Consider the following 13,708-nt stretch of genomic DNA (forward strand, 5'->3'; position numbering starts at 1 on the left):
AAGGAAATGGAGGTACAACGATGATAAAAAGACCAAGAAAATGGCATGGAATCATTGCCGTTCTTAGCCTTATAACCATATTCCTGTCATCTTCATTAACGGCCAAGGCTGATGCACCATTTGATACGTTTAGTGTGAATGGATTTGGCCGGACAATTTTCACTCAACCTGCATATGAACCGAGTGAAGCAATGGCGCAAGATATAAATTTGGTTAATGAAAAAGGAGAGAAAGTTTTTTCTCCACTAAGTTCTCCACAGGATTTGTTTATTGACCAAAACGACGAAATCTATATTGCTGATTCGGGAAATAATCGCATTGTACATTTGAATGAAAACGGAGAGCTTGTAAGAGTTTTATTAGTTCCGGAAAGTCCGCTTAAACAGCCATCCGGTATTTTCGTTGCCACTAATGGTGATATATATGTTGCAGATACAGGCAATAAAAGGGTTATTAGATTAAATAAAGACGGTAAGCTTATTAAAGAATATTTAAGACCTGAATCCAAATATATTAATAAATCATTTGTGTATGAACCAATTAATATGGTTGTCGATAGACGTGGATTTGTCTATGTCGTTTCAAAAGGTACGTTTCAGGGGATTGTTCAATTTAATCCTGAAGGTGAATTTTACGGTTTCTATGGGACTAACGTAACCGAGGTTTCGTTAATGGACAAGGTTCGTAAACTGCTTTATACAGAGGAACAGTTAAAAAGGCAGGTAAGATTACTTCCAAATCCGATAAGAAATATCGACATAGACAGTAATGGTTACATTTATACCGTATCGCGAGAAAGTTCTAAACAAATCAAAAAATTAAACATCCGCGGGGAAAATCAATGGAAAGATTTTTCCTTTGGAAAAAATATAAATCTAAATTTTTTGCGTAAAAGAGCAACGAACCCAACTGAAGGTGAAGGAAGTCCTGCAGTTGAACTTACGGATATCACCGTTGATCAAAATGGAATTGTTACGGTTGTCGATAGGGCTAGTGCGGTAGTAGCACAATTTAACCAAAACGGAGAATTGCTTTTTTACTGGGGAGCCCCAGTTAATTCAGGAACACCACAAATGGGTGTAACGATAAGTCCGGCTGCAATAGATACGAATTCGAAAAACAAAATATTTATTTTGGATCAATCTCAAAATCTTATTCAAGTTTTAAAGCCAACAGAATTTGGAGCTGCTATTCAAAGTGCATATATACTAACTCAGCAAGGGAAATATTCCGATAGTGAGCAGTATTGGAGTGAGATTTCAAGACAAAACGCTTTGTTTTCCCCCGCTTATGAGGGACTTGCTCGTGCAGCTTTTTATCGTGAAGACTTTGAAGGTGCACAAGAATTGTACAAGCTAGCTGGTGAGGAAAAGGGGTATTCCGATTCGTTTTGGCAACTTAGATTAAATTGGTTTCAAAAGAATTTCCCAATCTTCGCTAATTCATTCTTAGTATTAAGTGTTACAACACTCGTTGGTGTCCAAGTTCAACGCAGGAGAAAGTCAAAACGAAAAAAGATAGCAAAGAAAAATAGTAAGCTTAGTCAGATAAAGCTTATTCAACAGCTTAAGCACGCATTTTATATTCTTAAACATCCTATAGATGGGTTCGCTGATATCCGATTTAGAGAGATGGGCGGATATGTAAGTGCATTGATTATTCTAGTACTCGTCATTTCTATGGTTTTAGTAAGGATATATTTTACAAGTTTTACATTCCAACCAGTGCCGATTGAAAGTATTAGTGTTAATTCAATATTGACTGTTTCTTCAGTTGTCTGGGTTTCATGGGTTATCTGTCAATATTTAATTGGTTCTATACGATACGGACAAGCACGTTTTAAAGATATTTTTGTAGGTAGTGCATACGCATTGTTTCCAGTGTTTCTATTTGGTCTTCCACTTGCACTTTTATCCAATGTCATGACATTGAATGAGTCTTCTATATATGGCTTTTTCAATGCACTAATGGTCATATGGAGTGCTGCATTGTTCTTTTGGATGGTTCAAACACTGCAAAATTATTCAGTAGGAGAAACGATTGTAAATATACTACTTACACTTTTCTCCATGATTATGTTATGGGTACTCGTATTTATCGTACTAGGTTTGTCATCAGAAACGATTGAGTTTATCTTCACACTTTACCAGGAGGTGACTATGTAATGAAAAAACGAAAGAAAGTAATTTTACTTTTGGTCTTATGTTTCGTTTTATCATTAGGAAGCATTTCCGCTTTTGCTAATAATGATCAATCTGGTAAGGACTCAAAAAATGAAAAGAAAGTATCAGAAAGTAAAACTGGTTCAAAATCCGGTTCAGCATTTTTAAACGGTCTAAAAAATAGAGGAAAAACGGATGACAAGTCTCCTTCGTTTCTTCCACAAGAAAGTGATTTACAAGTTGTTGCAGAGAATAACGATCTTATTTTAAAGGCAGATCAAAAAACGGGACATTTCATCGTTTTAAATAAAAAATCAGGCAATGAATTCAGATCCTTTCCAAATCCAGATAAATGGGATATTAATGGGACTGCTTCAGTTTGGATATCCCATCTACAATCTCCATTCATGTTTTCTTATACGGAGATGAACGTACGGAAAGATATTGTAAAGGAATCAAATTTCTTGCAACAGGAAGGAACAGTAGATTTCAAAAGAATAGAAGATGGATTTCAAATAACATATGAAATGCCAAACATAGGCTTTGTCATTCCTATTGAAGTCCGCCTTGGAAAAGACTTTATAGAAACTAAAGTTTTAGCTGAAGGAATTATTGATGAAAAAGCAAAGGATAAAAAACAACTAAAAGATCCATTGGCTCGCCTTGTTTCTATTCGCTTATTTCCATTCCTAGGTGCAGACACCTCAGAGGGAGAGAATGGTTTTATCTTTTTACCGGATGGTTCAGGAGCGCTAGTTGATTTTAAAAAGCATCGAGCTAGCACAACGAACTTGTATAGTGAACGAGTATATGGTGATGATGTGTCTTTTTCTACAAACTTTTCCACCAGATTACCTGTTAGAATGCCTATCTTCGGAATTAAGTCTGGGGACCAGGCGATATTGGGAGTTATTCGTGAAGGGGACTCCTATACGAATATCGTATCAGCACCATCCCAATCGTTAAGTCAATACAATTGGTCAACAGCCGAACATTTATTTCGCTTTAAATTCTATCAGACTACAGATAGAAAAAAATCGACTGGATTTTACACATATACAAAGGATATCCAACGTACTGACCGTGTTACTCGTTACTATATGATTGAAAAAGAAAATCTAGGATATGTAGACTTGGCAGAAAGATATCGCCAATATTTAATGGAAGAACAAGGGATTGAAAAGAAAGAAATAGACAATGAAAATATTAATCTGCATTTGAATATTCTTGGTGGAGGCACGAAAACTGGATTTATTTTTGATTCGTTTCTACCATTGACAACAACTGAACAGGCAACTCAAATTGTGGAAGAGTTAAAAAATCAAGGTGTTAAAGGGATGTCCATTACATACCATGGTTGGCAAAACAAAGGATATGAAAAATTCGGAGGGCATTTCCCAATTTCTAAAGGGTTGGGTGGCAATGACGGAATGAAAAAATTCATTGACTTTGCCCATTCCAATGGATATTCCGTTTACTTTGATGCAAGTTCATACACATTTAATAATACGGGTAAAGATGGATTTAGACCGAATAGGGACGGTTTGAGAGATTTAAGTTCAACTGTAATCGCTTCTGGTAAATCAAAATCTGACATCGTCTTTGTTAGTCCGCTCTTTATGGAAAAAGTGATTTTAAAAGATTTAAGTAAAGCAAAGGATCTGGGCGTAGATGGATATTTGTACGGAGCTGGTGTTGGTTCAATGCTAGCTACGGATTATAACGACTATCATTTTGCTCCAAGAGATGTAGTAAAAGATTCTCAACAAAAAATATTAGATGCAACGGAAAAAGAGCTTGGAAATGTGCAAGTGATGGCGGGGAATTTTTATTCATTAAACAATAGTAATCATATGGATATGTTAGATAGTGATTATTCATATGACTTATTTGTAGATAGAAAGATACCGTTTGCTCAAATAGCTCTTCATGGATTACTTAGTTACACTTTCAATTATGGAAATATGGGTGGAAGCATTACCCAGAACTTCTTGAAAGGGATTGAATACGGTGCATCTCCATCCTTCATTGTTACGTATGAAGAATCTAAGAAGTTGTTAGAATCAAAAACATTAACCGGATTTTATAGTACGTATTATAAGGATTGGGAATCACAGATTGTAAACCAATATCAACGCTATAATGAAGCACTTGGAAGTGTTCAAGATCAATTTATTACTGATCATCGTCAATTAGCTTCAGGTGTTTTTGAAACAACGTATGAAAATGGTAAGCGAATTATCGTTAACTATAATAAAAATCCCTTTACACACGAAGGAATATCCATAGAGGCTGAGGATTTTGTAGTCCTCGAAGGAGGGAAATAATATGGCGAAAAAAAGGAGGATAAGTGCTAAGGTTGCCCGTAACCTGGAAGGTAGTTTATTTATCGCACCATGGTTATTTGGATTTATGATTTTTCTAGCTTTTCCATTAGGGTTTTCACTTTATATGAGCTTTCATAAAGTGAAAATCCTCCCATCGGGGTTGCAGTACGAATTTAATGGGGTTAAATACTATCGAGAGATTTTATTTAATAGTTCCGCCTTTTATGACGAGTTAATTCCATATTTTCAGGAAGTCATCATCATGGTTCCAATTATATTAATCTTTTCACTTCTAATAGCAATCTTATTAAATCAGAATTTGCGTGGGAGATTTTTATTTCGAGCCATATTTTTCCTCCCTGTAATATTTACAACTGGTTATCTATTAACTGAATTTGTGAATCAAGGTGAAGGAAGTTTAGGTTTTTTGGATCGATTCGCGATAGGTGAGTACTTAGATGCTTTTTTAGGGGACAGTTCATGGGGAAAACCTGTTAAAACATTATTAAATCGCTTTGTACTCGTATTGTGGTATTCAGGGGTTCAGATTTTAATATTCTTGGCAGGACGGCAAACGATTCCTAATTCCGCATATGAATCAGCCAGAATAGATGGAGCATCACCATGGGAAGTTTTTTGGAAGATCACATTGCCTGCTATGGCTCCATTTATCTTTTTAAATTTAATTTATACAGTTGTTGATATGTTTACATTCCCTTTCAATCCAGTCATCAAATTAATAGGTACAGGGAATTACGGGTACAGCAGCGCACTAGCATGGATATATTTCCTCATCATTATCGTATTTTTGTTGATCGTTATGTTGCTTTATATGAGGGTGAACAAAAGTCAAAAACTAGCAAAAGGTTAAGGAGGGGATATCTTTGAGCGTAAATGTCGAAACAGTTAAAAATAATAGGACAAAAGCAAAGTTCCAATTTAATAAAAAATTGAGAGCTGTTAGATACACTGTTCTCGGACGGGAGATAAATGAGGGGTTATTATTTAAGCTTTTTTTATACACTATTTTTATAGCAACCTCTTATATATATTTAAATCCAATTTTTAAAATGTTGGTTTATATGGTGATGAGTCCCAAAGATTTATTCGACCCAACTGTAACCTGGATTCCATCCGAAATTTATCTTGGTCATATCAAAACAGCGTGGCAAAAGATGCATTATGTTCAGTCGTTCTCAATCAGTTTATTCGTCGCATTATGTGTATCTGTTTTTCACTGTATTTCAACAGGGTTGGCTGGATATGCTTTAGCTAGATTAGACTTTCCATTTAAAAAACTCACTTTCATATTATTACTAGTGGCATTTATTATCCCGCCGCAGGTAATTATCTTGCCTACGATTATTGCTTTTAGAAATTTAGGGTTGGAAAACTCAATATTTACACTCATTATTCCATCTATTTTAGGCTTTGGTGTAAAAGGTGCATTGTTTGTTATTATTTTTCGCCAGTTCTTTTTGACTCAGCCTAAAGAATTGGAAGAAGCAGCGAAAATCGATGGTGCTAGTGCAATAAAATTTTACCTAAAAGTGATGCTTCCGCTAGCAAAACCGGCTATTTTAGTAGTATTTCTGTTTTCCTTCGTCTGGACATGGAACGATACATATTTTCCGCAGATGTTTTTAACAGATTCTAAGGTTGTCCCACTTGCTAGCGAAATGCTTCAATTGGATAGGGTCTTAACGAGTATGCGTGAGGCTCATCAAATAACTTCCTATGAATCTCATGCCATAGGAATGGCAGCAGGATTCCTAGCAATATTACCGCCATTACTAATATTTGTGTTCTTCCAACGCCACTTCGTAGAAGGAGTAGAGCGTACAGGATTGGTGGAATAATAAGAAAAGCGAAAGCGCCTGTCCATCGACGTACAGGCCAACAGGATGTTGGCCCGTCGATGAAGACATAAGGACGTGGCGTCTTTTAGTCGACGTTCCTTTTCGGCCTCTGACTGAGATAAAGGAAACACGGCGAGGAACGAGCTGATGTTGACTTATCGTAGGGAGGAGGACAAGAAGTTTGCTAGTCGATAGGCGCTGGAGCTGGACAAAGAAAAGCGGCTACCATTAAGCAAAATAAAACTTATTGGATAGCCTTTTCATCTTTATAATTAATTGGAATACAATTTCCGATATTGACCAGGAGTGATACCAACTGCACCTTTAAATTTCCTAGTGAAATTAGGAACATCAATGTATCCTACTTGGTTAATAATATTTTTAACTGGCATGTTCGTTTGTATTAGTTGTTTTTTTACTTCTTCTAACCTTAGCTCCCACACATATTGAGAGAAGGTTATGTTTGTTTCTTCTTTGATAAAACGACTCAAATAGGATGCAGAAAGATTAAATTCATGAGCTAGATTTTCCAAACTTAAGTCATATTGATCAAAGTGCTCCTTAATATAATTGAGTATGTTTAGCTGAAGTTGATTCGCTTGTTTTTCTTTAATTTTATTTATCTCAATGCAAATTTCATTCGTAAATTGAGAGAGTTTTGCTTCAAATTCATCTAAAGAGTTAATGTCGGATAAATAAAATAACTTTTCTGGGTTAAAATCTATATCCATATCAGTAATTGTTTTAATAATATTATTAATAATATCGTATTTCATATGTTTAATGAAAAGTGAAGATGAATTGTTACATTTAACCCAAGCAACAAGAGAATTAATAGATTCAATCGCAATCTCTGCATTTCCTTGTTTATAACTTTGAATCAATTTAAGCAGATGATCCTTAGGTAGCCATAATGATTCCGGAGACTTTTTAATATCTGAAAAAAATATAATGCCTGATTGTTCGTTTAATTTACCACTTTCAAGTGCAGCAGAAGCTTCGATAAAAGAACGATTAATATGTTCTTTCCCTTTATATGTTGACCCCACACCAATAACAATTGTTTGTTGATCTGTTAAGCTTTTTTCAAATTCCAATAAAAATTGCTGTTTTTCAAAGGTGTTATTGTATTTTCCATTAACAATAAAAACCATTGTATTGTCATTAATTATTTCTACTGAATAAATTTTGGCATCATTTAATATTTCGTTTGAAATTTGCTCAACTTCCTTTGTATTAATCTCACTTAATTGAGATTTTGAAAAGGAAGTAACTATTACAAATGAGTATGGATCATTAAAATCCAAATTGAAAGATCTAAATAATTCTTTTGAATGCTCGACAGCGTTCATCTGTCCTTGGAGAAGCATGATTAAACATTGATCCCTTACGAGGGGCTCTTGCTTAGCAAATTTCTCGTTTAAATATTCATGATTTGCATAAACCATTTCCATTGATTTCTGTAGATTATCTAATTCATTTCTGCTTACTGCTTGATATGAGTTGTCATTTCCTTTTGCAAATTCAATGAGTTTTTTTATTGGATGATATTGCTTTAGTGCAATATATATGGAAATAAGAGAAGTGATTGTGATGATAAAAAATAAAACTAACAAAATAAACGATTTAAACTCGGAAACTTTACTAAAGAATTCATTGGTAGGAATTACAGTTACGAAAGACCATTTGCTTGTTTCAGATTTTACCTTTGAAATAGAATAATTGACTCTATCGATTGTAATTTCAGTAATATTACTATCGCTGTTTAATATTTTTTTTATCTTAGATTCATTGAATGAAGAGTCCTTATTGGAATATGAAGCAACAATTTCGTTTTTTTCATTAAAAATGAATACTTTCCCTTCGAAGCTCCCTAGTGTATTTTTGATCATATCCCGAAAAAATGAATCATTTAATCGAAATAAAACAATACCGTAGGAAGAAATAAGATTTGGGGAAAGCGGAAACATATACGTTGGATTTTTTGGGAAAATATTCTGATTGACCGCAATACCTGGATATTCGAATTCCATCATTTGCTGAGTAAATTTTTTTTGATCCATATCTTTTAAGTGAGATCGATGTTGTAGAAAAGCTTCTAAAGACATAAGCCCATTAGAAGAATAAATAGAATTCTGGTTATAGTAATATAAATAAATTTCTGTAATAATGGAACTATTTTCCTTATATTTCGTTAATTCTGAAATAGCTTCGGCTTGGAATTCACTTTTCCCTATCATATACGGAGTTAATTGAGGATTATAAGAGATAAGAGCCCCAATTTTTGTTAGTTCTTTCATCCTATTATCCGTCAATGTTTTTATGTTATTTAAATTATTTATATTAGTAAGTTCAATTTCTTTTCGTAAACTATTTACTGAATTCTGATAAAAAATGAAAGCCATGATTGAAAAGGGAATTAAAAAAATAAACATATAAGAGAGTATGTATTTTAACTGTAATCTGGACGGAACTTTTAACCTCAAGTTGTTTACATCCTTCCAAAACATTGATTTAAAAAATAGTATGATGGTCTAACCATTTTGAAAATTTTAAGTTATAATAAATATCTAAGATAAAGATAATGGACTATTTAAATTTTTGTCAAGTTTGCTAGAATCAGAGAGAATCATTTAAATTATACACATAAATGAAAGGGATTTCATCTACTATAATACACTATCTAAGTTGGATGGGGGAAGACAATGAGTCCAATACATAAAGTAGAAAATGTAAAAAGAAAAGCTCCAAAGTCTGTATTTCTTCTTTTATTAATGATGACAATGTCACTCTCTTCTTGTTCAGCAAAAGGAGAGAGTATGCCGAGCAACACTGAGGATTCCAAAGTTAAATTGGAGATTAATCAAGAAGGTTTTCCAATAGTAAATGGCGAATTGTCGCTTACAATGTTTGGCCCTAATGTCGGCGTTTCCAAGTGGGAAGATATGAAATATTTCATTGAAATGGAAAAGAAAACGAATATTCATTTTAATTTTATTACTCCACCGAATGAAAGTTTTGAAACTCAAAAAAAATTACTATTTGCTAGCAGGGATTTACCCGATATTTTTTACGCATCCTCTCTTTCAAATAGTGAAATTACAAAATATAGTAAACAGGGATTATTAATTCCGCTAGAAAACTTAATTGAACAATATGCTCCCAATATTCAAAGAATGTTTGAAGAATTGCCTGATGTAAAGAAATCAATTACTGCACTCGACGGTCATATTTATGCTTTGCCATCTGTCGATCGTTCATTGCCATGGAATTATAGTCCGCTTTGGTATAATGGATCATTCTTAAAAGCATTGGAAGTAAAAAAACTTCCTGAAACGACAGAAGAGCTTTTTGAATTGTTGACACGAATGAAAAATGAAGATCCAAATGGTGATGGTGAGCAAGACGAGATACCACTTACTGCAGTGAAATTATCGGATATTAATCAATGGTTCATGGGTTTCTTTGGGATCGTTTCGCCGGCACAAGGCGTGTATGAAGATAAAGTCCAATATGGCGCATTAAAACCGGAATATAGAGAATATTTGATATATATGAATAGATTATGGGAGAATGAATTACTTGATCACGAAACGTTTTCGCAGTCTCATGAACAAAAATTACTAAAAGGGAATAATAATCGTGTAGGTCTCTATTCATCCTGGGGCCCTGGAGCATTATTAGGTATGGAGGATAATACGGCAAATCCTATGATGCAGCCAGTCAGTTCACCAAATGTAAAAAAGCCAGTTATCCCTATTAGTCCTGGCCAAAGTGTTGGTCAATTTGCTATTACTAACGTTAACCCATACCCTGAAGCGACGATTCGTTGGATTGATTACTCTTATTCCCCTGAAGGTTCTATTTTCTTGCATTCTTTATATGAAGGTGATATATGGGAATGGGCAGATAGAGAAAATGGAATTAGAAGGTATATTAGTGGTTTTCCGCAAGATTACCGTGGAACATTGACGCCAAATTACGGAATTAACGTTCCACATTGGACGCAGATTGAGTATGCTAAGTCATTTAAAAGTGAATTTTCTGAGTTTAATTATGCTGAAACAGATAAGAAAATTATTGCATATGGACAAGTTCCATTTCCGAATGTCTTTCTTACAGCTGAGGAACTTGATCAAATTGCTGGCATTACAGCAGATTTAAATACATATGTAGAAGATATGGAAATGAAATTTATTACTGGAAGAGAACCGATTTCTATGTGGGATTCCTATGTCCAAACCTTAAAAGAAATAGGTGTAGACAAGTTGGTTGACGTTTATCAAACAGCTTATGATCGATATGAGAGTATAAAATAAATCAATATATAAATTATGTAAATATAAGTAGTTGATTATTTAGAAGTAAATAAATAAGTGAATATTAATTGCAATGTTACTGCCCTATATCTAGAAGAGGTTATTTATAAATCGATTAGAAAAGTTCAAGTTATTGAAATTAGATGCGAAAAAAATTAATATATTTAGTAGACCATTTTGTAGCTGGAAAAGAAATTGATATTTATAATTATAAATATCATGAAAAGGATGAATTTGCTCCATGAAGGAACTAGCGAAAGAAGATATCATACGAGTGCATGAACAACACGAAACAGCAATTCTTTATTTTTACACTCCTCTTTGTGGGACTTGTCAAGTAGCAGGGAAAATGCTTGGAGTTGTGGAGCAAATGTTTCCAAATTTATTTTTTGGGAAAGCTGACTTAAACTATGTACCAGAAATGGCTGAATTATTTTCGATTGAAAGTGTTCCTTGTATGTTGATTTTAAAAGAAAGCATGGTCCAGGAAAAAATCTATGCATTTAAATCAGTTCCTTATTTACATGAACGGATATCAAGCTACTAAGATCACTAATGCTAAAATAGATTAATTTTCGACTTATTTCCTAGGAAATTTTTCGTTATACTAGTTGACTCAAAAAAAAGTCTATGATAATATGACTTTCATACCTTACAACTTTATATCTTTAACTCTTATCAAGAGAGGTGGAGGGATGTGCCCGATGAAGCCCGGCAACCATCACGTATGTGAAAAGGTGCCAATTCACACAAAGCGTAATAGCTTTGAAAGATGAGGGGAAGGATTTTTAATTACTTATGCCTTTCTGCTCATTTTTTGCAGGAAGGCATTTTTATTTTGAAAATATACCTTCTCCAAATGACATTTACAACAGCGAGGTGAAAAAAACGTGAGTGAGAAGTTAGAATTTGATGTTGCTATAGTAGGTTTAGGATCCATGGGAAGCTTTGCTTTTTGGCAATTGGCACGAATGGGGGTCAATGTTGTCGGATTTGACCGGTATAGACCCGGACATGACAAAGGGGCGGGACATGGAGAAACAAGGATATTTCGTACCGCCTATGGTGAAGGTGTGGAATATGTTCCTTTACTTAAAGAAGCAAGAACACTATGGAGAGAGTTAGAAGCAGAAACAGGGGTAGAGTTATATATCGAAAATGGCGGTACAATGTTCGGTCCTAAAGATGATATTTTTATCAAAACGGTTGAGGAAAGTGTTCATACGTTTAACCTTCCTTACAAAAAATATTCCGGACTAGAAGCAAAAGAAGTTTACCCGCAAATTAATTTTAAAGAAAATCAAGTTGCGATATACGAAGAGTATGCTGGCTTCATAAAACCCGAGCTATCTATTGAAACCGCGGTTAACCGAGGAGAAGAATTAGGTGGAACAGTCTTTACTGACAGTCCTGTGAATAATATTCATGCGAATGAAGGTGGGGTAACCATCATTTGTGAAGATAAGCAGTTTAGAGTGAAAAAGGTAATCGTTTCTTCAGGAGGATGGACTTCCCAACTTCTACCAGAACTTAAATTACCACTAACACTAGAACGTCAGGTTTTAGTCTGGTATAATGCGAAAAATCCGGAGAAGTTCACACCTGAGAAATTCCCTATTTTTTCTCGAATGAAAGATGGAATTGGATTTTATGGATTCCCTACTGTAGATGGGAAGACGGTTAAAGTTGCACTTCATCATGGCGGACAAGTCGTAAATCATCCTGATGAAGTCGACAGGGATATTTATGAAACAGACTTAGAGCCTGTTACTGAAAAAGTGAAGGAGTACTTTCCTGATCTTATTCCTGTACCTGTAAAAGCTAAAACGTGTTTCTACACAAATACACCGGATGAACATTTTATTCTTGGAGCAGCACCTGGATTGCCAAATGTCACTCTTCTTGGACCAATGGCAGGACACGGGTTTAAGTTCGCTCCAATTATGGGAAAAATTGCTGCAGAATTAGCGACAAATAAAACTCCTACATTAGAGATCAGTATATTTGATCCAAGTCGTTTTAATAAATAGAAGGTTCTAGTTGTTTTACTAAATTGAATGGTGTGGAAGGCGCGAGTTCCTGCGGAAGTTATGTGCTTTTAAATAAAATCAACATTAAATTCACGTAAGTCTAAAAAAATCAAATGAGGGATATAAACATGAAAAAATTATTTACTGTTATATTACTAGGATTAATTTTGGTATTATCTGCATGTGGATCAAATGGTAAATCAGATGTTATTAAAGTAGGTACAACTACGTCAGAAGTTCCAACTTGGAACCTTGTAAAAGACCTAGCTGAAAAAGAAGGCATTAAAATTGAAATTGTTAAATTTGACGATTATGTTCAACCAAACCTTGCTTTAGATAGTGGGGAAATTGATATTAATGCATTCCAAACAATTGTTTATTTTGATAAATTTAAAGAAGAGCGTAAACTTGATCTAGCTGCTATTGGAACAACAAATATTTGGCCAATGGGGATTTACTCTAAAAAAGTTAAAGATATTAATGAACTAAAAGATGGAGATCAAATCGTTATTCCGAAAGACCCAACAAACTTAGGAAGAGCTCTTTTATTACTACAAAAAGCTGGACTAGTTACATTAAAAGAAGGATTTGATGGTACTGGCGGAGTAGAAAATATTGCTGAAAATCCTAAGAATCTTGAGATTACTCCAGTTGACGCAGGACAAACAGCACGTGGTCTTGATGATGCAGCAGCTTCTATCATTAACTCAGACATGGCAATTAATGCTGGTTTAAATCCTACGAATGATCCAGTATTCAGAGAAGATGCAAGCAATAAAGCGTATGTTAATATTATTGCAGCTCATGCAAAACGTAAAGATGACGAAACATTAAAGAAAATCGTAGATATCTATCATACAGATGAAGTGAAAAGCTTCATTGAAAAAGAATTTAACGGTGCTGCTGTTCCAGTTAGAGAACCGATTTCATTTTTAGATGATTATAAACAAAACTAACCTCTTTACCATTAGCCTGTTTCTTATGAAAACAGGCTAATGGTTTATATATTTA

At 34.3% G+C, this 13,708-nt stretch carries 9 protein-coding genes and 1 riboswitch; of the genes, 8 read left to right on the forward strand and 1 reads right to left on the reverse strand.

What is annotated here, in order from left to right:
• Positions 1-20: 20 nt before the first annotated feature.
• From MT489_RS18270 to MT489_RS18285, 4 genes are read left to right on the forward strand one after another with little or no spacing between them, the layout of a single operon-like run.
• Positions 21-2,165 (forward strand): YIP1 family protein, encoded by a 2,145-nt coding sequence (locus tag MT489_RS18270; protein ID WP_244683006.1) that lies wholly within the window; start codon positions 21-23, stop codon positions 2,163-2,165.
• The gene (locus MT489_RS18275) at positions 2,165-4,489 is read left to right on the forward strand and encodes a DUF5696 domain-containing protein (RefSeq protein WP_244683007.1); all 2,325 of its coding nucleotides are present in this window, start codon (positions 2,165-2,167) and stop codon (positions 4,487-4,489) included. Before MT489_RS18270 ends, MT489_RS18275 begins: the two co-directional genes overlap by 1 nt.
• Before the next feature lies 1 nt (position 4,490).
• A complete protein-coding gene (locus tag MT489_RS18280) occupies positions 4,491-5,360 on the forward strand; it encodes a carbohydrate ABC transporter permease (protein ID WP_244683008.1) in 870 nt (289 codons plus the stop codon).
• A 13-nt stretch (positions 5,361-5,373) separates the two neighbouring features.
• Positions 5,374-6,348 carry a carbohydrate ABC transporter permease gene (locus MT489_RS18285; protein ID WP_244683009.1) on the forward strand — a complete coding sequence of 325 codons (975 nt, stop codon included), beginning with the start codon at positions 5,374-5,376 and terminating at the stop codon, positions 6,346-6,348.
• 272 nt (positions 6,349-6,620) lie between these two features.
• On the opposite strand, the gene MT489_RS18290 is transcribed toward MT489_RS18285, so the two are convergent.
• Positions 6,621-8,834: a helix-turn-helix domain-containing protein gene (locus MT489_RS18290; RefSeq protein WP_244683010.1), complete on the reverse strand. Its 2,214-nt coding sequence runs from the start codon at positions 8,832-8,834 to the stop codon at positions 6,621-6,623.
• Between the two features lie 219 nt (positions 8,835-9,053).
• On the opposite strand from MT489_RS18290, the gene MT489_RS18295 reads away from it, so the two are divergent.
• From MT489_RS18295 to MT489_RS18310, 4 genes are all read left to right on the forward strand, one after another.
• Positions 9,054-10,667 carry an extracellular solute-binding protein gene (locus tag MT489_RS18295; protein ID WP_244683011.1) on the forward strand — a complete coding sequence of 538 codons (1,614 nt, stop codon included), beginning with the start codon at positions 9,054-9,056 and terminating at the stop codon, positions 10,665-10,667.
• Positions 10,668-10,908: 241 nt separating this feature from the next.
• Positions 10,909-11,214, forward strand: a complete 306-nt coding sequence (locus MT489_RS18300) for a thioredoxin family protein (protein ID WP_244683012.1) — start codon at positions 10,909-10,911, stop codon at positions 11,212-11,214.
• A gap of 125 nt (positions 11,215-11,339) precedes the next feature.
• Positions 11,340-11,446, forward strand: a riboswitch (SAM riboswitch).
• Positions 11,447-11,557: 111 nt separating this feature from the next.
• Positions 11,558-12,697, forward strand: a complete 1,140-nt coding sequence (gene solA, locus MT489_RS18305) for an N-methyl-L-tryptophan oxidase (RefSeq protein WP_244683013.1) — start codon at positions 11,558-11,560, stop codon at positions 12,695-12,697.
• A gap of 128 nt (positions 12,698-12,825) precedes the next feature.
• Complete coding sequence (locus MT489_RS18310; protein ID WP_244683014.1) at positions 12,826-13,653, forward strand: MetQ/NlpA family ABC transporter substrate-binding protein; 828 nt, start codon at positions 12,826-12,828, stop codon at positions 13,651-13,653.
• Positions 13,654-13,708: the final 55 nt, after the last annotated feature.

It is taken from the genome of Lederbergia wuyishanensis (assembly GCF_022900255.1).
In the GTDB taxonomy this organism is placed as follows: Bacteria; Bacillota; Bacilli; order Bacillales; family Bacillaceae_C; genus Lederbergia; species Lederbergia wuyishanensis.